This is a genomic window from Mycobacterium sp. E3298 (assembly GCF_001666895.1).
Taxonomy (GTDB): Bacteria; Actinomycetota; Actinomycetes; order Mycobacteriales; family Mycobacteriaceae; genus Mycobacterium.
In genome coordinates this window covers 1-21,194 of record NZ_LZJB01000311.1, presented here as the reverse complement: position 1 = coordinate 21,194, position 21,194 = coordinate 1, and the positions used below count along the sequence as shown (strand labels likewise).

The window sequence follows — 21,194 nt, the reverse complement described above, 5'->3', positions numbered from 1 at the left end:
CGCGCTGTTCTCGGGCCACGAGGACTCGTCCCACCCGTGGCCCCAGACGGGAAGGCCCGGGTGGGCCGCCGCGTAATCGGCCACCAGCTGGAGGCACTGCTCTCTCGAGCCGGCCGCGCGCAGGTCGAGGCCGCTGAGCGTCAGGCCGGTGGCGGTGAGGTGGATGTGGCTGTCCACGAATCCCGGCGCCACAAAACCGCCGTCCACGTCGTCGATGTCAGCGTCGGGAAACAGGCTGCGGCCGACGTCGTCGCTGCCCAGCCAGGCGATGACGTCGCCTCGCACCGCCATGGCGGTGGCGTCCGGATGGCTCGGGCTGTGCACCCGGCCATTGACCAACAGCGTGGTGGGCGTGTGGCTCACAGGGCAAAACTACGTGGGCTTCGGGGCGGGGCGATCAGTCCCAGGCGGGCCGGCCCGGGAATCCGCCGCGGACCGGCTCGTTCTCGAGGGCGGGCGGGCGGTAGTCCCGGACGTCGACGACCTCGCCGTCGATGTAGCCGTCTTGCGCGGGGCCGCCGGTCTGACGCGCGCCGGCGCCGAACAGAGTCGTGTCGGCGAGCAGCGGCATGCGCCGCCGCAGTCCGCGCATCGCGATCGCCGCCAAACCGGGCCCCACGGCCGACCGTACGGGTCGCACCATCAGCAACAGCCCCAGCGCCGTTGTCACGAGGCCGGGTACCAAGACCAGCAGGGTGGCCAGCGAGACCAGCGTCCCGTCCCGCACCGCGGTGCGCGGCTCTGCGAGACCGGAGCGGAGGTCGCCGACCTGGCGCAGCAGGTGCGAGCCCATCATCGGCACCAGGAGGCCCCATCCGAGCAGGAAGGTGCCCGCCAATGCCAGCAGCGTCCAACCCCACCCGATCGTCGAGACCAGGGCGATGATCGCCGCCAGCTCGACGACGGCGTAGCAGAGAAACAGCCGTGACAGCATGTCAGCGCAACGTACGCCGACCGCGTCGAAGTTCCCATGGTGGTGTCCGGGGCGATTGCAGTTAGATGACGCTATGACCACGATTGAGATCGACACGCCCGACGGACCGATCGACGCGCTGCTGGACCTTCCCTCGGGTCAGGGCCCGTGGCCGGGCGTCGTCGTGATTCATGACGCGTTCGGATACGGCAGGGATAAGGAGTCGACGAACAAGCGCATCGCCCAGGCCGGCTATGTGGCGATCACCCCCAACATGTACGCGCGGGGCGGCCGGATGCGCTGCATCACCCGGGTGATGAAGGAGCTGCAGACGCAGCGCGGCCGCGCCCTATCGGACATCCTGGCGGCGCGCGATCACCTGAAAGCCATGCCGGAATGTTCCGGCCAGGTCGGCATCGCGGGGTTCTGCATGGGCGGCCAGTTCGCATTGGTCATGTCTCCCAAGGGTTTCGGCGCTTCCGCCCCGTTCTACGGCGCTCCCCTGCCCCGCAACCTCGACAAGACGCTGGACGGGGCGTGCCCGATCGTGGCCAGTTTCGGCGCCAAGGACCCGCTGGGACGGGGCGCGCCCGAGAAGCTGCGCGAGACCATCGCCAGGAAGAACATCACTGCCGATGTGAAGGTCTATCCCGGTGTGGGGCATAGCTTTGCCAACGACCTGCCGGCCCAGCCACTGCTGCGGATCACCGGTTTCGGCTACGACGAGGCGGCCACGGAGGACGCTTGGCGCCGGGTGTTCGCGTTCTTCGGCGAGCACTTGGCGGCGGGCGCGACGACGTAGCTGCGTCAGTTGAGCTTTCGCGACAAGACCGTCGCGAACGTGTGCGTGTCTCCGGGCCAGCGCGCCGACACGTAGTCGCCGTCGTCGACGACGAACGCGGGCCGCGGGTCGGTCGCGGTGTCGCGCGCCATGCCGGAGGTCTTGCGCCGCCAGTCCGGTGAACCGCGCACCACGTCGCGAAAGTCCGCCGGATCTTCAAGCGCACGAGTCACTTCCGCCTGCACCGACATGTACCCTTCCGCCTGGCCGGGTTCCTCGGTGTAGGTGCGGTAGTAGTCTCGGTCCCAGAACCGGGTGACACGCGTCAACCGCCACGCCAGGCGCTCCATCGCCCACGTCAGGGCCGTGGTCTGGTGCCCGTAGAGCACCGAGCGGCCCGTCTCGGGGTCGACGCTGCGCGCCGCGAGCAGCACGCCGTGACAGATGGCGCCGACGACCATGCCGCGTTTGAAGGCGTCCACCACAAGCCGATGCAGGATGTGGCTGTCGACGTAGCTGCGCATTCCGCGGGCCCGATGCCCGCCGGGCAGCAGCAGCGCGTCGATGCCGTCGAGGGTGGCCTGGGCCCACGCGACCGGGCGCTGAAACTCGTTTGACGCCAACATGTCCCGATAGGCGCCGCGCCCGGCCTTGTTCGCCCGCAGCATCAGACCGATGACGGGAATGGCCCCCAGCACCGGCAGGGCGGACCAGAGGTCCAGGCCACGGCCGCTCACCATGATGTCGTCCGCCGCGCCGGGCGTTCCGCTCTCGGTGGCGAACACCACCCGATGCCCGTCGTCGGTCAGGACGCGCCAACTGACCGCGACCTCGGTCGGGTCGAAGTCGCGGTCCGGGATCGGGACGAGAACGGTGCCCATGGCCCTTACGTCGGGGACACCCTGAGTTCGAGGCCGACGTTGTTCTCCATGCCGCCGCGCAGCTTGCTGAAGAGGTTGAAGACCTTACCGAGGATGCCGTAGCGCTTGCCGATGGCGTCGTACACGGCGCCGGTCTGCGACTTGTCGAGGATGGCGGCGGTGCCTTCGACGGCCTCGCTGGTCGGTTTGCCCTGCATGGTACAAGTGGCCAGCGTTACCCGCGGAGTGTTGCGGATCCGCTTGACCTTCCACGACTTTTCTCCGGTGATCACCAGCAGCCGATCCTGGTCGGCGGCGGCCCAGATCGGCGTCGGCTTGGGCTTGCCGTCCTTGGTGAACGTGGTCAGCAGGATGTATTGCGCCTTGGCGAGATCGGCGAAGGTGGGTGTCACGGTGTCAACCTACGCCCCGTAGCCCGCCCGTGCCGAGTGTGCGGGCAGCCGCACGTTCGCTGCCGAGTGTGCGGCTAGCCGCACACTCGCGTCAGGGGTCAGCCCTCCAGGTCGCCCTCGGTTTCCAGCAGCGCCTGGCGCAGGCCGTCGAGGGTCTCCGGTTGCGGCTGTTCCCACATGCCGCGGCCGGCGGCCTCCAGCAGTCGTTCGGCCATGCCGTGCAGCGCCCAGGGGTTGGATTCGGCCATGAACTTCCGGTTCTCGGGATCCAGCACGTAGCTCTGGGTGAGCTGCTCATACATCCAGTCCGCCATCACGCCCGCGGTCGCGTCATAGCCGAACAGGTAATCCACCGTCGCCGCCATCTCGAACGCACCCTTGTAGCCGTGCCGGCGCATCGCCGCCATCCAGCGCGGATTGACCACTCGGGCGCGAAACACCCGCGTCGTCTCCTCGGACAGCGTCCGCGTCCGAATCGCGTCGGGCCGGGTGTTGTCACCGATGTAGGCGGCCGGCGCCTGCCCGGTCAACGCCCGCACCGTGGCCACCATCCCGCCGTGGTATTGGAAATAGTCGTCCGAGTCGGCGATGTCGTGTTCCCTGGTGTCGGTGTTCTTGGCGGCCACCGCGATCCGCCGGTACTGACGATTCATGTCGTCGACCGCCTCTCGGCCGTCCAGGTCGCGGCCGTAGGCGAAGCCACCCCACGCGGTGTACACCTGCGCCAGGTCGGCGTCGTCGCGCCAGTTGCGGCTGTCGATCAGCTGTAGCAACCCGGCGCCGTAAGTTCCCGGCTTGGAGCCGAAAATCCTTGTCGTGGAGCGGCGCTGGTTGCCGTGCTGCGCCAGGTCGGCCTGCGCGTGCGCCCGCACGTAGTTGTCGTCGGCCGGCTCGTCGAGCCCGGCGACCAGCCGCACCGCGTCGTCGAGCATCGTCACCACGTGCGGGAAGGCGTCGCGGAAGAACCCCGAGATCCGCACGGTCACGTCGATGCGCGGACGGCCCAGCTCGGCGAGCGGTATGGCGGTGAGGTCGACGACGCGCCGCGACGCGTCATCCCAAACCGGCCGAACTCCCAGCAGCGCAAGCACTTCGGCGATGTCGTCGCCTGCGGTGCGCATCGCCGAGGTGCCCCACACCGAGAGCCCCACCGACTGCGGCCATTGCCCATGGTCGTCGCGGTAGCGGGTCAGCAGCGAATCCGCCAGCGCCACGCCGGCCTCCCAGGCCAGCCGCGAGGGCACCGCCTTGGGGTCGACGGAGTAGAAGTTGCGGCCGGTGGGCAGCACGTTGACCAGACCGCGCAGTGGTGAGCCCGACGGGCCGGCCGGGATGAAGTGGCCGTCCAACGCGTCGAGCACCTGGTCGATCTCGGCCGCGGTGCCGGCCAGGCGGGGCACCACCTCGGTGGCGGCGAACCGGAGCACCGCCGCGATCTCGCGGTTGTCGGTGATGCGGTCGGCGGCGTCGGGCTCCCAGCCGCTGGCCTGCAGCGCCGCGATGAGTCCGCGGGCCGCTGCCTCGGCCGAGTCGACCGATGCGCGTTCGTCGGTACCGTCCTCCGCAAGGCCCAGCGCCTGCCGCAATCCCGGGATGGCCTGCTCTCCCCCGAACAGCTGGCGGGCGCGCAGGATCGCCAGCACAAGGTCGAGTTCGGTTTCCCCCGAAGGCTTTTGGCCCAGTACATGCAGTCCGTCACGGATCTGCACGTCCTTGATCTCGCAGAGCCAGCCGTCGACATGCAGCAGCATGTCGTCGAACGAATCCTCGGGGGGCCGCTCAGTCAGCCCGAGATCGTGGTCCATCTTGGCGGCCCGGATCAGGGTCCAGATCTGTTGGCGGATGGCGGGCAGCTTGCCGGGGTCGAGCGCGGCGACGTTCGCGTGCTCGTCGAGCAATTGCTCCAGCCGGGCGATGTCGCCGTAGGTTTCGGCGCGCGCCATCGGCGGAATGAGATGGTCGACCAGGACCGCGTGCGCCCGCCGCTTGGCCTGGGTGCCCTCACCCGGATCGTTCACCAGGAAGGGGTAAATCAGGGGCAGGTTGCCCAGCGCGGCGTCGGATCCGCAGGCGGCCGACATGCCCAACGTCTTGCCGGGCAGCCATTCCAGGTTGCCGTGCTTGCCCAGGTGCACCACGGCGTGCGAACCGAACCCGGCGTCGAGCCAGTGGTAGGCGGCCAGGTAGTGGTGGCTGGGTGGTAGGTCGGGGTCGTGGTAAATCGCCACCGGGTTCTCGCCGAAACCGCGGGGCGGCTGCACCATCAGCACCAGGTTGCCGGCTTGCATTGCGGCGATGACGATTTCACCGTCGGGGTCTCGTGTGCGATCGACGAAGAGGTCCCCGGGCGGCGGGCCCCAATGCCGTGTCACCGCGTCGGTCAGATCGGCGGGCAGGGTGGCGAACCAGTCCCGATAGTCCTTGGCGGACAGGCGGATCGGGTTGCCCGCCAATTGCCCGTCGGTGAGCCAGTCGGGGTCCTGACCCCCCCGTTCGATCAAGGCGTGGATCAGGGCGTCGCCGTCGTCGGCGTCGACGCCGGGGATTTCGCCCACCTGGTACCCGCGCTCGCGCATCGCGCGCAGCAGCGCGACCGCGCTGGCGGGCGTGTCCAGCCCCACCGCGTTCCCGATCCGCGCGTGCTTGGTCGGATAGGCCGAGAACACCAGGGCTACCCGTTTGTCGGCCGGGGCGACGTGGCGCAGCCGCGCGTGCCGGACTGCCAGCCCCGCGACCCGTGCGCACCGCTCCGGGTCGGCAACGTAGGAGATCAGGCCGTCGTCGTCGATCTCCTTGAAGGAGAACGGGACCGTGATGATGCGGCCGTCGAACTCGGGCACCGCCACCTGGGTGGCCACATCGAGCGGGCTCAGCCCGTCGTCGTTTTCGCTCCACTGGGCCCGAGAGCTGGTTAGGCACAGTCCCTGCAGGATCGGAATGTCCAGGGCCGCAAGGTGTTCGACGTTCCAGCTGTCGTCGTCGCCACCGGCGGACGCCGTGGCCGGCTTCAGTCCCCCGGCAGCCAGGACGGTGACCACCATGGCGTCGGCGTCCCCCAGCCGTTGCAGCAGTTCGGGTTCGGCGGTCCGCAGCGACGCACAGTAGACCGGCAGCGGCCGCGCGCCGGCGTCCTCGATGGCCCGGCACAGCGCCTCGACGTAGTCGGTGTTGCCGGCCAGCTGCTGCGCGCGGTAGTACAGGACGGCGATCGTGGGGCCGTCGGACTCGCCGGGGTGTGACCGCTCCAGCTCGCCCCAGGTCGGTGTCACGACGGGCGGGCTGAACCCGAACCCCGTCATCAGCACGGTGTCGGACAGGAAGGCGTGCAGCTGGCGGAGGTTCTCGACGCCGCCGTGCGCCAGATAGATGTGCGCCTGCACCGCGATGCCGGCGGCGAGCGTGGACAGCCCGGTCAGCTCGGCGTCGGCGGCCTGCTCACCGCTGACCAACACGGTGGGCACGCCGCTGGCGACCACGCTGTCGATCCCGCTCTGCCAGGCGCGGTAACCGCCGAGGATGCGAACCACCACGATCGACGCGCCGGCGAGCAGTTCCGGCAGTTCGCTTTCATCCAGGCGCGAAGGGTTGGCCCACCGATAATTTCTTCCGCTGGCGCGGGCGCTGATCAGGTCCGTGTCGGACGTCGACAGCAAAAGGATGGTCGGCTCAGCCACCCCTCATTCGTACCGTAGGGTCGCCGCGATCCGGGCGGCGACCTCTCCGGCGACCCGCAGCGCCTCGTCGCTCTTGCCCGGCTCGTAGCGATCCGCGGCGGCGTCGTAGTCGGCGCCCGCGATGGACCCGTGGTCGGCCGCCAGCTCCACCAACTCCACCGGCCAGCCGGCCCGTCGCAAGGCGGCGGCGAAGTCCCTGCTGGCCGTCACCGGGACGACATCGTCGGCCAGGCCGTGCAGCAACGTCAACGGTGTGCCGCCGCCCTCCGGCGTCAACGCCTCGGTCGGCACCCGGCCGGTGAGCGGGTCGGGCACCATGAAAGCCCCGGCGAGGCAGACGGTGTGCGCCAAGGGGACGTCGCCGCGAAGCGTCAGGCCCGCCGCTGCGCACCCACCCATGGACCACCCGACCAGCACGATGCCGTCGGGGTCGGCGGCACGTTCCCGGGCGAAGTCGAGCGACCGCAGCAGGTCTGCGCGCCCGCCGTCGTCGGCGTGGGAGTTCCAGTCCGGTGCGACCGCCGCCGCGCCACGTTCGGCGAGCAGGCGGGCGAGCGGACCGAAGGCCGCGCGCGCGTCGGTCTGCATGCCGTGCCATAACAGGACCGTGGGGCGAGTGGAGTCGCCGTAGACATCAGCCAAGCGGCCCGGGGCGTATTCGACCGTCTGCATGCGGACGAGGGTGCCCCGGATCCCGAGACCCCAATCGTGAGGCGGACCAGGCCCGTACCGTGGACGCGTGCCCAGATCCCGCGACACCGACGCATGCCCGGGTGCGCTGCAGGTGCACCGGGCCGCCGACGGCGCCCTGGCGCGGGTCCGGCTGCCCGGCGGCATGCTGACGGCCGCTCAGCTCGCCGCGCTGGCACGGGTGGCCACCGAATTCGGTTCGGCGACGCTCGAGCTCACCGCGCGCGGCAACGTGCAGCTGCGCGGGATCACCGATGTGACGGCGGCGGCCGAGGCCATCGCCGACGCGGGGCTGTTGCCCTCGGCGACCCACGAGCGGGTACGCAACATCGTCGCTTCGCCGCTATCCGGCCGGGCCGGCGGGACTGTCGACGTGCGTCCGTGGGTCGTCGAGCTGGACGAGGCGATCCGCGCCGAGCCGAGCCTGGTCGAGCTGGGCGGGCGATTCTGGTTCGGCCTCGACGACGGGCGCGCCGACGTTTCCGGCCTGTGCGCCGACGTCGGTGTGCACGCGCTTCCCGATGGCTGGGCGTTGTTGCTCGCCGGACGCGACACCGGCGTCCGGCTGACGGCCGGCGAGGTGATCGAGACGCTGGTCATGATCGCGACACGTTTCGCGGCGACACGTGGAAGCGCTTGGCGTGTCAAGGAATTGGACGACGTCGAAAGCCTGTTGCCCGGCGCGGAACTGGGCGCCGTCGCCTTTCCCGCGGTCACCAGGCCGCCGGTGGGCTGGATCAACCAGGATGATGGCCGGGTGGCGCTCGGCGCCGCGGTGCCGCTCGGGGTGCTGTCCGCGCGGGTCGCGGAATTCCTGGCGGCGATCGAGACGCCGCTGGTGATCACACCCTGGCGCTCGGTGCTGGTGTGCGATCTCGACGAGGGCGTCGCCGACGTCGCGCTGCGGGTGCTGGCCCCGCTGGGTCTGGTGTTCGACGAGAACTCCCCCTGGCTGAACGTCAGCGCCTGCACCGGCAGCCCCGGATGCGCGCATTCGCTGGCCGATGTCCGGGCCGACGCGGCCGCGGCGCTGGGCGGGGATGCGGGAGTGCATCGCCATTTCGTCGGCTGCGACCGCGCGTGCGGCAGCCCGCTGACCGGCGAGGTGCTGCTGGCGACTGGCGATGGATACCGCCAGCTACGCGGTGACCGCAAGCGCGGCGAAGCCGGGCGAAGCGGGTCGCCGCCAGGACCTTAGGGTAAGCGGGTGCTCGACTACATCCGCGACGCAGCTGAGATCTATCGGCAGTCGTTCGCGGCCATTCGGGCCGAAGCCGACCTGGCCCGCTTCCCGGACGACATCGCGCGGGTGGTGGTGCGCTTGATCCACACCTGCGGGCAGGTCGACGTCGCCGAGCACGTCGCCTACACCGACGACGTCGCCGCGCGCGTCGGCGCCGCCCTGCGCGGCGGCGCGCCGGTGCTCTGCGATTCGTCGATGGTGGCCGCCGGGATCACCGGCGCGCGGCTGCCGGCCGGCAACGAGGTGGTGTCGCTGGTGGCCGACCCGCGCGCCGCGGACCTGGCCTCGCGCAGGCACACCACCCGATCGGCGGCCGGGGTGGAGCTGTGGGCCGATCGGCTGCCCGGCGCCGTGCTGGCCATCGGCAACGCGCCCACCGCCCTGTTCCGGTTGCTCGAGCTGGTCGACGAAGGGGTTTCCCCGCCGGCCGGAGTCCTGGGCGGGCCGGTCGGATTCGTCGGGTCGGCCCAGTCCAAACAGGAGCTCATCGACCGTCCGCGCGGGATGTCGTATCTGGTGGTGCGGGGCCGCCGCGGTGGCAGCGCCATGGCCGCCGCCGCGGTCAATGCGATCGCGAGCGACCGCGAATGACCACGCGGGGCACTCTCTGGGGTGTCGGGCTGGGACCCGGCGACCCGGAGCTGGTGACCGTCAAGGCGGCGCGGGTGATCGGCGAGGCCGACGTGGTGGCCTACCACAGCGCCCGGCACGGCCGCAGCATCGCGCGCGGGATCGCCGAACCGTACCTGCGGGCCGGGCAGATCGAGGAGCACCTGATCTATCCGGTGACCACCGAGGTGACCGACCACCCCGGCGGCTACGCCGGGGCCCTCGAGGACTTCTACGTGGAAGCCAGCGCGCGCATCGCCGCTCATCTCGACGCGGGCCGCGATGTGGCGCTGCTCGCCGAGGGCGACCCGCTGTTCTACAGCTCCTACATGCACCTGCACACCCGGCTGACGCAGCGGTTCAACGCCGTCATCGTGCCGGGGGTTACGTCGGTGAGCGCCGCGTCGGCGGCCATCGCGACGCCGTTGGTGGCCGGCGACGAGGTGCTCTCGGTGCTGCCGGGCACCCTGCCGGTCGCCGAGCTCACCCGCCGCCTGGCCGACGCGGACGCCGCGGTGGTGCTGAAACTTGGTCGCTCGTACCGCGCTGTGCGCGAAGCGCTTTCGGCGTCCGGGCAGCTCGACGACGCGTTCTACGTCGAGCGGGCCAGCACCGCCGGGCAGCGAATCCTGCCCGCCGCCGACGTCGACGAGGCCGGCGTGCCCTACTTCTCGCTGGCGATGCTGCCGGGTGGGCGCCGCGGACGGCAGCCAGCGGCGGCCGGCACGGTCGCGGTGGTCGGCCTGGGTCCCGGCGGCAGCGACTGGATGACCCCGCAGAGCCGGCGTGAGCTGGCCGGCGCCACCGACCTGATCGGCTACGCCGGTTACCTGGATCGCGTCCCGGTGCGCGACGGCCAACGCCGGCACCCCAGCGACAACACAGACGAGCCCGCGCGCGCCCGACTGGCCTGCGCGTTGGCAGAGCAGGGCCGTGCCGTCGCGGTGGTGTCCTCGGGGGACCCCGGGGTGTTCGCGATGGCGACCGCGGTGCTGGAAGAGGCCAAAGAGTGGCCGGGAGTGGCGATCCGGGTGATTCCGGCGATGACGGCCGCACAGGCCGTCGCCAGCCGGGTCGGCGCTCCGCTGGGCCACGACTACGCGGTGATCTCGCTGTCCGACCGGCTCAAACCGTGGGAGATCATCGCCGAGCGGCTGGCCGCGGCGGCCGCCGCAGACCTGGTGCTGGCCATCTACAACCCGGCGTCAAAGTCGCGAACGTGGCAAGTCGGCGCGATGCGCGACCTGCTGCTGGAACACCGCGAGCCCGGGACGCCGGTGGTGGTCGGCCGTAACGTTTCCGGGCCCGACGAGGACGTCCGCGTGGTCCGGCTGGCCGATCTCGACGCCGCGCAGGTGGACATGCGTTGCCTGCTGATCGTCGGATCGTCGCAAACGCAATGGCATGCAAGCGATTCCGGCGACCGGGTGTTCACACCCCGGCGCTACCCGCTCGGTTAATCGTCGCTGCGCCAGCTGCTGGGCATCATCGGCACGGTCGGCCCGTCACCGAACCCGTCGCGGGTCAGCGTCGCCAACCCGGTCGGCTGCGCGAGACCGGATCTCGCTGCGGCACCGGCGAATCCGAGCGGTCCCCCGCCCTGGTCCGAGGCGCGCACGGCGTCCGGGTCCTCGTCGCCGGCCCCCGACTCCTGGTCGAGGTCCATGAATTCGTAGCGGTACGCGCGGTCGGTGGCCGTTCCGGGGCGGCGCCGGCGGGCCCGCGCCTTCTTCTTGGCCGCGGCGGCCGCGGCGGCCGCGGCGGGGGCGTCGACGTCGTCGGGCGCCGGTTCCTCCGATTTGCGACGTGACCGGCCGCTGGCGCTGCCGCGGGCCGCCAGCCCGGACAGTCCCACGGCGTACAGGGCGTCGGACATGCCCGCTCCGATGCCGTCCGTGGCCGTGGGACTGAAGCCGGCACCCGGCCCGCCGCCGAACGGTCCGCCACCGGCCGGTGCGGCCACCGTCGATGCGGGGGCGCTGGACATGGTCTGGGCGTTGCTCACGCTCGCCGGAGCGGTGCCGATCGCCGGCGCCGGCGCGGTCGCCATCGGCGCCGGCGCGGGCGCGGGCGCCGGCAGCGGCGCGGCGGCCGACAGCGGGACGGCGACGCTGATCGCGGTGACCGCGGCCGCCGCTCCCCCGGCCGCGGCGGCGCCCAGCACGGACACCACCATCGGCGCCAGCACCACCGCCATCTGGATGGCGGCCTGCATGAAGGGCCAGAAGATCATCAGCGTGTGAAAGATCGCCCAGCCCAGGGCGCTGGAAAGCGCCGGCGAGAGTCCCAATTGACCGAAGAACGAGGCGAGGCCGTTGACGAACGGCACCGGCGGAAACGGCCAGCCACCGGGGTTGAGGTCTTTGGAGACCGGCCACGCGAAGTTCTTCGTGTACTGCTGCAGCCACGCGGTGAGCTGGTCCTGCCAGGACGGATAGGTCCGCGCCGGTTGCGGCGTGTCGGCGGCCTGCGCGCTTGCGACGCTCGCCTCCGCGGCCGGGGCCACGATCATGGGCGCGGGCGTGGTGGTGGGGACCGCCGCGAGCGCGGATTCGGCGGCCACTTGGTAGGTGGTCATCGTCGTGGCGGCTTGCACCCACATGCGCGCGTAGTCGGCCTCGTTGACGGCGATGGGAATGGTGTTGATGCCGAAGAAATTCGTCGCCACCAGCGCCGCGTGCGTCGCGTGGTTGGCGGCGAGCTCGGGCATCGTCGGCATGGCAACCAGTGCCGCGGTGTAAGCCCCGGCCGCCGTCTCGTGCAGCGCCGCGGCCGTCGCGCTCTTGGCGGAGCCCTCCAGCAGCCACGCCAGGTACGGGGCGTGGGCCGCGACGTACTGCTCGGCGGTGGGCCCCTCCCACGCGCCGCCCTGCACGGCGCCCAGGAGCCCGGTGAGTTCCTCTGCGGCTTCGGCGTATTGGCTGCTCATCGACGACCATGTAGCGGCGGCGGCGAGCATCGGCCCGGCTCCGGGCCCGCTGCTGAGCAGCGTCGAGTGCACCTCGGGCGGGAAGGCGATCCAGATCGGGGCGGTCACCGTCGGGGGTTTTCGGGCAGGAACACGAATACCTCTTCGAATGTCGGGGCTGTTGACGTCCAGTGGTCGGTTCGCCGGACGGATTAGTTCCCGCCGGCTGATTTCGGGGGCTCTTTGCGCCCGGCCCGGGCATGCGCAACGATGCAGGGATGCGGTGTGACGCGGCGCGTGAGGCGCTTTCGGCCCGACTGGACGGCGAGCGTCCCCAGGCGCTCGCGCGGCAGGTCGATGCCCATCTCGAATCGTGCCGGCGCTGCCGCTCCTGGCTCATCGGCGCCGCCGCGCAGACCCGCCGGCTGGCGTCGGTCGAGCCGGTCGACGGGCCCGACCTGGTGTCGCGAATCATGGCGAACATTGGCGAAGAGTCCTCCGGCCACCAGCGCAGGATGCGTTGGCTGCGTTCGCACTACCGGCGGTGGGGCCTGATCGCGGTCGGGCTGTTCCAGGTGGCGATCGCCGCCGCGCAGATCAGCGGTGTCGATTTCGGCATGGTGTCCAGCCACATGCACGGCGCGATGTCCGGCGAGCATCTGATGCACGAATCCACCGCCTGGTTGCTGGCATTGGGTCTGGCGATGGTGGCCGCCGGCGTCTGGCCGGTCACCGCGATTGGGGTGGCGGCGATTACGGGTGTCTATTCGGTCGCGCTGCTGGGTTACGTGATCGTCGACGCGTTCGCCGGCGAGGTCACTGCGACGCGCATCGCCAGCCACATGCCCCTGCTGCTGGGCCTCGCGTTCGCGTTGCTGGTGGCGCGGGAACGGGTGCGATCGGACCGGATGGGCGCGTCCGATGCTGCGGACGGCGCGGCCTGGCCAGCCGAGTCCCCCGCAGTCAGGCGCCACGCTCACCTGTGGCCCATCAACCGGTCCGCCGCCGACCCCGCCGCAGCCGCTACGACAGGCCGTCGTAGACTCACTGAGCCCGCGAAACAAAGGTGGTTCGCCATGATCGCGTCCAGCGATGACGAGGCCGTTACCGAGCTCGCGTTGGCCGCCGCGCGTGGGAACGACCGGGCGCTCGAGGCGTTCATCAAGGCCACCCAGCAGGACGTGTGGCGGTTCGTCACCTATCTGTCGGACGCGGGCAGCGCCGACGACCTGACTCAAGAGACGTTCCTGCGCGCGATCGGGGCGATCGAACGGTTCTCCGGGCGTTCGAGCGCCCGGACCTGGCTGCTTTCCATCGCGCGACGCGTGGTGGCCGACCACATCCGCCACGTCCAGTCGCGGCCGCGCTCCGCCCCGGGCGCCGATCCGGAACACGTGATGCGCGGCGATCGCCACGCCCGCGGATTCGAAGACCTGGTCGAGGTCACCACGATGATCGCGGGACTCACCGCCGAGCAACGAGAAGCCTTGTTGCTCACCCAGTTGTTGGGTTTGCCCTACGCCGACGCGGCGGCGGTGTGCGGCTGCCCGGTGGGCACCATCAGGTCCCGCGTCGCGCGCGCCCGTGACGCGCTGCTGGCCGCAGACGTCGAGCGCGACGACCTGACGGGCTAATTCAGCCGCGTCACCCATTCGACGGCCTCGTCGACGCTGGCCACCGCCGTCACCCCGGGCGGCAGCGGCGGCCGCGCGACCATCACCACCGGAATGCCCAGCGCCACGGCCGCATCCAGCTTCGCCCGCGTCATCGCCCCACCGCTGTTCTTGGTGACCAGGGCGTCGATGTGGTGTTCCCGCATCAGCGCGACCTCGCCGTCGTAGCGATACGGCCCGCGGGACAGGACCAGCTGGTGTCGGCGCGGCAGCGAGGAGGGGTCGGGTTCGGTGACCGCGCGGATCAGAAACCACGCGTCGCTGCCGGCGAAGGCCCTGGTCCCCGAACGCCCGGTGGTGAGAAATACCCGCAAAAATCGCTCTTGCGCAACGGTTTCCGCCGCCCGCAAGTCGGATTCCACCACGATCGCGGAGCCGGGCTCCCACGCCGGACGGGCCAGCACCAGGTGCGGCATCGACAGTTCACCGCACGCTTGCGCCGCGTGCGCCGTCATGGCCGCCGCGAAGGGGTGGGTCGCATCGACCACCGCGTCGATACGCTCGTCGAGCAGCCAGCGCCGAAGCCCCTCGACGCCCCCGAAGCCGCCGATGCGGACGGGACCGACCGGCAACGCGGGGTCGGGTACCCGCCCTGCCAGGGAGCTGACGATGTCGATGTCCGGGTGGAGCGCCTTCGCCAGCGCGCGACCTTCGGCCGTGCCGCCGAGCAGCAGCACTCGCATCAGTGCCGGCTCCCCCGCGTCCGCCCGGTCGAATACAGGTAGCTGTCGGTGAACCCCTCGGCGGCCAGCACGTCGCCGACGACGATCACCGCGGTCTTGGTGATGCCGGCCCGGTGCATCTGGTCGGCGAGGTCGGCGAGCGTGCCGCGCAGCACCACCTCTTGCGGCCAGCTCGCGAAAGCCACGACCGCGGCCGGTGTTTCGGGTCGATAGCCGCCGTCGAGAAGTTGCGGGACGATGGTGTCGATCTGGGCCGCCGCGAGGTGCAGGACCAGGGTCGCGCCCGAACGGGCGAGGCTGGCCAGGTCCTCACCGGCCGGCATTGCGGTCGACAGGGTGGCGACCCGGCTCAGCGTCACGGTCTGGGCGACGCCGGGGACGGTGAGCTCCCGCTTCAGCGCGGCCGCAGCCGCGGCGAAAGCCGGTACGCCGGGCACGATTTGGTAGTCGATGCCCTGCGCGTCGAGCCGTCGGCATTGTTCGGCCAGCGCGCTGTAGAGGGACGGGTCACCCGAATGCAGCCGGGCCACGTCGTGACCGGCCGCGTCGGCGTCGGCGAGTTCGGTGATGATCTGCTCCAGCGTCAGCGGTCCGGTGTCGACGATCTTCGCGTCGGGCGGGCAGAGCGCCAGCAGATCGTCGGGCATGATCGACCCCGCGTACAGGCATACCGGGCAGGACTCGAGCAGTCGCTGGCCGCGGACGGTGATCAGGTCGGCGGCGCCCGGACCCGCTCCGATGAAATAGACCGTCATTTCGTCATCGTCCACTGGGTGACCGGCATCTGCGGCCGCCATCCGGTGAAGCCGCCGAGCGGCTCGCCGTGATAGTGCTGGAAGCGTCGCAGTTGGCCCCCTAGGCGCGAATATGACTGTGCCAGTAAGGCTTCGGACTCCACGGTGACCGCGTTGACCACGAGGCGTCCCCCGGCCGGCAGCGCGTCGAGGCAGGCATCGAGGAGACCGGGTTGGGTGAGGCCGCCGCCGAGGAAGATCGCCGACGGCGGCTCGGTGCCGCCGAACGCGCCCGGAGCCTCGCCGCGCACGTCGATGGGGGCGCCGAAGGCTGCGGCGTTGGCTGCGATGTTGTCGCGACGTCGTTCGTCCCGCTCGAAAGCCACCGCGCTGCAACCTTTTCCGATAAGGCACCATTCGACGCTGATGCTGCCGGAGCCCGCGCCGACGTCCCAGAGGCGTTCACCCGGGCGCGGGGCCAGTGCCGCGAGTGTCACCGCGCGGATTCCGTGTTTGGTGATCTGCCCGTCGTGGGCGAACGCTTCGTCGGGCGGCGACGACGTCCGTTCGTCGGGCAGGTATCGGATGGCGATGACGTTGAGGTCGTCGACGTCATCGGGTGGCTCAGCGGCCCAGTGGCTTGCGGTGCCGTCACGACGCTGTTCGGTTGGGCCGCCGAGGTTTTCCAGAACGGTGAACTCGGAGTCGCCGCGGCCGTGCGCGTCGAGGAGAGCGGCGAGTTCTCTCGGTGTGGTGGCGTTTTTCGAAAGCACGACGGCTTGGCCGCCGCGGCGGATCGCGGTGTGCGGTTGCGCGGTGACCAGGCTGATCACCTCCGTGTCGTGGCGGTTCCAGCCCATTCGGGCGCACGCCAGCGTCACCGAGGACACGTGCGGCAGCACCCGGACTCGCCCGGGGCCGTGGAGCCGGATCAACGTTCCGCCGATGCCGTGCAGGAGCGGGTCGCCGCTGGCCACCACATGCACGTCCGCGGTGTGGTCGTCGAGCAGCGTCTGCAGCGCGGGCAACATCGGCGAGGGCCACTGCCGGCGGGGTGCGGTTAGCGTTTGGTCGAGCAGGTCGAGTTGCCTTTTCGATCCGTAGATTATTGTCGCCCTTCGCAATTCATCGCGAGACGTCTGAGCGAGCCCGGCCATGCCGTCGGCGCCGATGCCCACCACGATGATCATCGCGGCATCCTGCGCCAGACGAACTGCGGCAGCAGCCGCATCACGGCGGCAGCCGGCCCCAGCGCCCAGGGGATCCACACGGTGCGTCGGCCCTTGGCCAGCGCGCGCGCGGTCGCTTTGGCCACCTGGGTGGGTGTGCTGGACAGCGGCGCGGGATCCATGCCCTGCGTCATGCGCCCGATCACGAAACCCGGGCGGGCGATCAGCAGTTTGACGCCGGTGCCGTGCAGGGCGTCGGCCAAGCCGCTGGCGAAGCCGTCCAGGCCGGCCTTGGCCGAGCCGTAGACGTAGTTGGCGCGACGCACGCGCGCGCCCGCGATCGAGGAAAACACGACCAGTCGGCCTGTGCCGGCCTCGCGCATCGCGGCCGCCAGGTGGGTGAGCACGCTGACCTGGGCGACGTAGTCGGTGTGCACGACGGCGACCGCGTGGGCGGCGTCCGTCTCGGCGAGGGCTTGGTCGCCGAGGATTCCGAAGGCCAGTATCGCGGTGGCGATGGGTCCGTGGTCGGCGATGACCGCGGCGATCAGGGGGCCGTGGGAATCCAGGTCGTCGGCGTCGAATTCTCTGGTGTGCACCGTCTTGGCACCGGCGGCTTTGAGCGTGGCGACCTGGTCGTCGAGTTGGTCGGCATTGCGCGCCGCCAGCACCACCGTCGCCCCGGGCGCCAGGAGGCGGGCCAGCTCGATGCCGATCTCGCTGCGCCCGCCCAGGACTAGTACTGGTCCCGCGCCCGTGTCGCCCACGGCTGCGATTATGTCCTGCGCTAGCGTGGGCGGTGATGGCGAATACCACTACCCGGCTCACCGACGATGCGCTGGCGTTCCTGTCCGAACGGCATCTGGCCATGCTGACCACGCTGCGAGCCGACAATTCGCCGCATGTCGTGGCGGTGGGGTTCACCTTCGACCCGAAGACGCACATCGCCCGGGTGATCACCACCGGCGGCTCGCAGAAGGCGGTGAACGCCGACCGGGGCGGGGTGGCGGTGCTCAGTCAGGTCGATGGCGCGCGGTGGTTGTCGCTGGAGGGCCGGTCCAAGGTGAACAACGATGCCGACGCCGTCCGCGATGCCGAACTCCGCTACGCCCAGCGCTACCGCACCCCACGGCCCAACCCGCGGCGGGTGGTCATCGAGGTGCACGTGGAGCGGGTGCTCGGGTCGTCGGGCTTGCTGGATCGCGGCGAGGATTAGGGTCGGTCTGGCCGGCTCGTAGCTATCGCGGCTCAATGAGCGGTTTCCCGTCGAGGTCGACGGCTGACGCTTCAATTTGATCAATCGTTGCCGTCAGGTACAGCGCGAGCTTTCTGAGTTCCGCTGTTGCCGTCACTTTGTCAGCACTGCTGATGGCTAGCGTTGCAATCAAAGCAAAGCGTTGGCTTACTCCGAAGTCGCGCGTTTCGATGCTGTAGGGAGGACCTACTCGAGGCAAACCTCTCGCGCTACGGATGTGCCAGCAAAACCTTCCGTAAAGGTACTTCTCGATCGTGTCCATCGAAGGGGCGGCCAAAACAAAAGACTCCGGACCTAAGCGGTCGGAATCGGTAACGATGAACCAGCTGGCGTCATTTTGTCCTATGAAAAGGCGAATTTCGCCAGAGGCTGCCCCCAATATTGCCCGACCGTCATCCGTACATTCTCCCGACGTGACCGTGTACCAGCTTGGTCTGCCCACTGCGCGAGGCGCTTTGAGATCCTGATGACGTCCGTCATCTCAACACACCAATGTCAGGGTCCGCGAGCTCGTCAACCGTAATCACCCTGCCTTCAGACAGCTCCAGGACACTTAGTTGGACTATCTCGTGGACCACGTCAACGCAGATTCCATCCGACGCATCGGCCAATCTCATGTAACGCCTCCGGCGACAATTCAGGATGCCGCTCATGGAATCGACGCAAAATATCGTCGACGCCTTCTTTCAACGTCATACTCCCCCACTCAATGGGCATGCTCGCCGCCTCCCGAACGAGGTCTGATACTTGCGCATTGAGTCGCTCACCTTGTTCTGGCCCGTAAGCTTCCGTCAACCTCTGCTTATCCACATGAGGAACAGCAGTATCTGCGATGGCGACCACGATCGCGGCGTTGAGATCGTCAGTATCCATGTTGTACCTAACGTTCGAAGATTGTTGTCTCGGAACCAGTCTCAGGATCAATCTTTACGATCTTAGTGACATTCGGATTGTCCATAAGCCTGGGAAGTTCTACTGTCTCCCACACATTGCCGCGACGAAGGTTCGCTCCGATGATCGCGTGTACTTCACCGTGAACGTTTTGCGCGTACATCCTCGAGACTTGGGACCACCATTCTTCTGCAGCATCGTCGTCGAAGCTCCACTTGGGAGGTGAGACCCCATTTCGATCGAGCAACCCCTCAAGCGTGGTTCCGCCGTGGGACGCCGCGTACATATCTGCGGCGCCATTGCCACCTGCTGATACAGGTCCAACGCCGAGGCCCTCAGAGGTCCGACCGGACCAAAAGACGGCCGCATTTGGGGGTGGCGTAACGAGCTCGGGGGCGGGCAGTGGATAGGAGCCCGCGAACCCATGTGCAGTTGGCACGTTGTCGTTGGCGCCGTCGTGCGGGCTTGTTGTTTCGGCTTCGCTCGGCTTATCGTCCGGTCCGCCTGGGTGTCCGTGCTGTCGATCCCGATCATCACCAGGTTTCCCTTCATCGTCCCCGTCGGGCCTCCCGTCGTGCGGCAGCTTTTCGTGCGGGTGCTCACCAGGACGCGGGCCGTCACCGGGCCCACCGACTCCACCTCCAGGTGCCGGCACCTCGGCAGGGTGACCGTTCGGGGGCGCGAGATGCGACGCGGCGGGCGACGGCGCGGCAGGCGAGGGCGCGCTCGGGGACGCCGCCGGCGCTGATTGCGGCGAGTGTGAAGCGACGGGCGCCGATTCGACGGGACTTCTTGCGGGCGAAACCGGAAGCGGCGAATGCTCAACCGCCCTCGGCATCGTCGGCATGCGCTCGCCAGCTGCGGCCGCCCCAGCTGCAGCGTGCGATGCGGCAACCGGGGCCGAGGCCGGCTCGCGTGGACCTCCCCCTGGCGTCGACTCGTGCGGACCTCCCGCCGGTTCCGGCGCGGGACGGTCGCCGGTCCCTCGGGGTGGCTCCGTGCGCCCCTCTCCGGGATCGGCTAGCGCGTGAGGCCGGCCCTGCGCCGCGTCCGGCGGGTGGGGCGCCGACTCGACCGGCACCTCGGGCAACTTCCCTGGCGGCAGAGCCACCGCGCTGCCGCCGGGGAGCGGATCTCCCTTAGGCAGATCTTCGCCGAGATTCTGAAGGCCCTTCGTGAGGTCGGCGCCGTTCGTCGCGATATCAGCGAGCGTGCCGCCAACCCCGTTCAATTCGCCGGCCGCGCCTGCGGCGCCTTGGGCCGCCTTCTCGCCCTCGGTAGCCTCCTCGGTGGCTTCAGCACCCGCCGCCTCCGCACCTTCCGATCCCGCCTTCGCCAAACCGCCGCCCAGCAGGAATGTCATGCCGTCGAAGATGCCTTCCCCGATCCCCAGCCCGGGCCGACCAGAGGTCAGATCATCCCAGTGGGTAAGACCTTTCAAGACTCCTAAGTCGTTCTTCGCGGCGCCCTTCGGGTCGAAAAGCGCATACACAGGAATGGATTTGAACGCACTCTGATCCAGTGCCGCCCAACTGGCCGCAGCGCCTTTGGGATCGAAGGCGAACCGGCTCGGGTCAAGCTGGTCCTGCAATTCGGCAATGCCGACTGCGCTCTTGAAGATTCCCTCACCGGCATCCGCGGTGAGGGCGAAGTCATCCGCCACGAACTTGCCGACGGTCTCGCCCAGAAATTCGACCAGCTGCCCGCGCACGTAGGTTTTAAGGTCGCCGACCAGACCGTCGATGATCTGCATCCCCGTTTTGATGACGTGCTCGCGGGCCTGCGCTTCCCGCTTCATGTTGTCCAGGACGTCGTTGATGTCTCGCACGATCTTCTCCAGCTCATCGGCCGCATCGCCTTCGAAAATCAACATCACGTCATGGGCAAGGTTGGTCAGGCCTGCCAGGCGGCCCAAGAGATCCCGAATCTTGTTCTGTGCGTTCTCCACAACGTTCGCGAATTCGTCCAGAGCCTTTGCCAGGTCGTCGCACCGACCGGCCAGCTTCTCCAATTTGCTGCCCAGTTCGGACAACACCTGCTGCACCAATTGAGCTTCGGGGACCTGCTGCCCGGCGACCACCGACTTCGGACCGTCAAGCCCGTGCCCCACCGCACGAAGTGCATCGCCGAAGCCTCGCCAACATCCGGCAGCCGCGTGCATTCCGACCCCGTTGCCGTTGGGCCAGACGTCGTCGACCAACGCCTCCACCACGGCCCACAGCAGCGGTTGAGCGACCCCGGCGCCCACGGTCCTGGGGCGGCCCGGAGGCGGGAAGTCCTGCGGTTGCGCGGGCGTGGGCAGCATGTGGCCGCTCCCTCGGACATTGGATGCCGCCTCGGCCCGCGAGTAATTGGACGCGCACAGCTGCACCTTGGCCCCCAGGTACCTGCACGCGAAGACGCCGGCCGCCGCCCCGTTCAGCAGCGACTGGGCCGCATTCTGATACCCCAACCCGAACATTAACCCGGCCGCATCCTGGCCGCTGTTGATCCCGAAGCCCGCGGTGAGCGGTCCCAATGCTGCCGCCAAGCCATCATTGGGTGAATAGCGGCCGCGCGCGGTTCCGGCGAGAATTCGCGCGTGGCTCCGTTGGTGGTTGATCCCGAGGCGATGTTCGTCGCGGGGAGCGCCGTGGATGCTGTCGGCGAGGGCTTGGCGGCAGCATTGGGACCGCTCACCGCGGGCTTCGGGATCAAC

20 protein-coding genes and 1 pseudogene are annotated in these 21,194 nt (G+C 69.6%); 7 read left to right on the top strand and 14 right to left on the bottom strand.

Annotation, left to right across the window (positions count from 1 at the left end; all coding sequences use genetic code 11):
- A partial coding sequence (locus tag A9X05_RS14645) for an amidohydrolase family protein (RefSeq protein ID WP_156736719.1) occupies positions 1 to 291 on the bottom strand: 291 nt, incomplete at its 3' end.
- 106 nt (positions 292 to 397) lie between these two features.
- On the bottom strand, positions 398 to 934 hold the full coding sequence (locus A9X05_RS14640; RefSeq protein ID WP_067782274.1) for an FxsA family protein: 537 nt from the start codon (positions 932 to 934) through the stop codon (positions 398 to 400).
- A 73-nt stretch (positions 935 to 1,007) separates the two neighbouring features.
- On the opposite strand from A9X05_RS14640, the gene A9X05_RS14635 reads away from it, so the two are divergent.
- On the top strand, positions 1,008 to 1,715 hold the full coding sequence (locus A9X05_RS14635) for a dienelactone hydrolase family protein (RefSeq protein ID WP_067760893.1): 708 nt from the start codon (positions 1,008 to 1,010) through the stop codon (positions 1,713 to 1,715).
- Positions 1,716 to 1,720: 5 nt separating this feature from the next.
- Here A9X05_RS14635 and A9X05_RS14630 read toward each other — a convergent pair whose 3' ends face one another.
- The 4 genes from A9X05_RS14630 to A9X05_RS14615 form a co-directional block, all read right to left on the bottom strand.
- On the bottom strand, positions 1,721 to 2,575 hold the full coding sequence (locus tag A9X05_RS14630) for a type 1 glutamine amidotransferase domain-containing protein (protein WP_067760895.1): 855 nt from the start codon (positions 2,573 to 2,575) through the stop codon (positions 1,721 to 1,723).
- A 5-nt stretch (positions 2,576 to 2,580) separates the two neighbouring features.
- Entirely contained in the window at positions 2,581 to 2,967 is a 387-nt protein-coding gene (locus tag A9X05_RS14625) for a PPOX class F420-dependent oxidoreductase (protein ID WP_067760897.1), read from the bottom strand.
- Positions 2,968 to 3,065: 98 nt separating this feature from the next.
- Positions 3,066 to 6,641: a cobaltochelatase subunit CobN gene (cobN, locus tag A9X05_RS14620; RefSeq protein ID WP_067782271.1), complete on the bottom strand. Its 3,576-nt coding sequence runs from the start codon at positions 6,639 to 6,641 to the stop codon at positions 3,066 to 3,068.
- A gap of 3 nt (positions 6,642 to 6,644) precedes the next feature.
- On the bottom strand, positions 6,645 to 7,313 hold the full coding sequence (locus tag A9X05_RS14615) for an alpha/beta hydrolase (RefSeq protein ID WP_067782268.1): 669 nt from the start codon (positions 7,311 to 7,313) through the stop codon (positions 6,645 to 6,647).
- A gap of 67 nt (positions 7,314 to 7,380) precedes the next feature.
- On the opposite strand from A9X05_RS14615, the gene cobG reads away from it, so the two are divergent.
- Genes cobG through A9X05_RS14600 form a run of 3 tightly spaced genes read left to right on the top strand, consistent with a single transcriptional unit; the run spans position 7,381 to position 10,643 of the window.
- Positions 7,381 to 8,529: a precorrin-3B synthase gene (gene cobG, locus A9X05_RS14610; RefSeq protein WP_067782265.1), complete on the top strand. Its 1,149-nt coding sequence runs from the start codon at positions 7,381 to 7,383 to the stop codon at positions 8,527 to 8,529.
- A gap of 9 nt (positions 8,530 to 8,538) precedes the next feature.
- The gene (locus A9X05_RS14605; protein ID WP_067782262.1) at positions 8,539 to 9,165 is read left to right on the top strand and encodes a precorrin-8X methylmutase; all 627 of its coding nucleotides are present in this window, start codon (positions 8,539 to 8,541) and stop codon (positions 9,163 to 9,165) included.
- Positions 9,162 to 10,643 (top strand): precorrin-2 C(20)-methyltransferase, encoded by a 1,482-nt coding sequence (locus tag A9X05_RS14600; RefSeq protein WP_067782258.1) that lies wholly within the window; start codon positions 9,162 to 9,164, stop codon positions 10,641 to 10,643. Before A9X05_RS14605 ends, A9X05_RS14600 begins: the two co-directional genes overlap by 4 nt.
- Here A9X05_RS14600 and A9X05_RS14595 read toward each other — a convergent pair.
- Entirely contained in the window at positions 10,640 to 12,220 is a 1,581-nt protein-coding gene (locus tag A9X05_RS14595) for a PPE family protein (protein ID WP_067782255.1), read from the bottom strand. The genes A9X05_RS14600 and A9X05_RS14595 overlap by 4 nt on opposite strands.
- 131 nt (positions 12,221 to 12,351) lie before the next feature.
- Here A9X05_RS14595 and A9X05_RS32525 point away from each other — a divergent pair.
- A pseudogene (locus tag A9X05_RS32525) lies at positions 12,352 to 13,014 on the top strand (DUF2275 domain-containing protein); the annotation flags it as partial.
- 153 nt (positions 13,015 to 13,167) lie between these two features.
- A complete protein-coding gene (gene sigC, locus A9X05_RS32200) occupies positions 13,168 to 13,725 on the top strand; it encodes an RNA polymerase sigma factor SigC (RefSeq protein ID WP_231969178.1) in 558 nt (185 codons plus the stop codon).
- Here the strand turns inward: sigC and A9X05_RS14585 are convergent.
- The 4 genes from A9X05_RS14585 to A9X05_RS14570 are packed head-to-tail and all read right to left on the bottom strand — an operon-like array spanning position 13,722 to position 17,117.
- Complete coding sequence (locus tag A9X05_RS14585; RefSeq protein WP_197499064.1) at positions 13,722 to 14,450, bottom strand: cobalt-precorrin-6A reductase; 729 nt, start codon at positions 14,448 to 14,450, stop codon at positions 13,722 to 13,724. The genes sigC and A9X05_RS14585 overlap by 4 nt on opposite strands.
- Positions 14,447 to 15,202, bottom strand: a complete 756-nt coding sequence (gene cobM / locus A9X05_RS14580) for a precorrin-4 C(11)-methyltransferase (protein ID WP_067782276.1) — start codon at positions 15,200 to 15,202, stop codon at positions 14,447 to 14,449. Before cobM ends, A9X05_RS14585 begins: the two co-directional genes overlap by 4 nt.
- The gene (locus A9X05_RS14575) at positions 15,199 to 16,371 is read right to left on the bottom strand and encodes a bifunctional cobalt-precorrin-7 (C(5))-methyltransferase/cobalt-precorrin-6B (C(15))-methyltransferase (protein ID WP_067782252.1); all 1,173 of its coding nucleotides are present in this window, start codon (positions 16,369 to 16,371) and stop codon (positions 15,199 to 15,201) included. The genes cobM and A9X05_RS14575 overlap by 4 nt, the downstream gene beginning before the upstream one ends.
- Positions 16,368 to 17,117 carry an SDR family NAD(P)-dependent oxidoreductase gene (locus A9X05_RS14570; RefSeq protein WP_067782249.1) on the bottom strand — a complete coding sequence of 250 codons (750 nt, stop codon included), beginning with the start codon at positions 17,115 to 17,117 and terminating at the stop codon, positions 16,368 to 16,370. The genes A9X05_RS14575 and A9X05_RS14570 overlap by 4 nt, the downstream gene beginning before the upstream one ends.
- 35 nt (positions 17,118 to 17,152) lie before the next feature.
- Here A9X05_RS14570 and A9X05_RS14565 point away from each other — a divergent pair, with 35 nt between their 5' ends.
- Positions 17,153 to 17,566: a F420-dependent biliverdin reductase gene (locus tag A9X05_RS14565; RefSeq protein WP_067782246.1), complete on the top strand. Its 414-nt coding sequence runs from the start codon at positions 17,153 to 17,155 to the stop codon at positions 17,564 to 17,566.
- 22 nt (positions 17,567 to 17,588) lie between these two features.
- Here A9X05_RS14565 and A9X05_RS29770 read toward each other — a convergent pair whose 3' ends face one another.
- The 3 genes from A9X05_RS29770 to A9X05_RS31685 form a co-directional block, all read right to left on the bottom strand.
- Entirely contained in the window at positions 17,589 to 18,047 is a 459-nt protein-coding gene (locus tag A9X05_RS29770; protein ID WP_082970973.1) for an Imm61 family immunity protein, read from the bottom strand.
- 137 nt (positions 18,048 to 18,184) lie between these two features.
- A complete protein-coding gene (locus tag A9X05_RS29765; RefSeq protein WP_082970972.1) occupies positions 18,185 to 18,478 on the bottom strand; it encodes a hypothetical protein in 294 nt (97 codons plus the stop codon).
- Between the two features lie 7 nt (positions 18,479 to 18,485).
- On the bottom strand, positions 18,486 to 21,026 hold the full coding sequence (locus A9X05_RS31685) for a hypothetical protein (protein ID WP_231978383.1): 2,541 nt from the start codon (positions 21,024 to 21,026) through the stop codon (positions 18,486 to 18,488).
- Positions 21,027 to 21,194 lie beyond the last annotated feature (168 nt).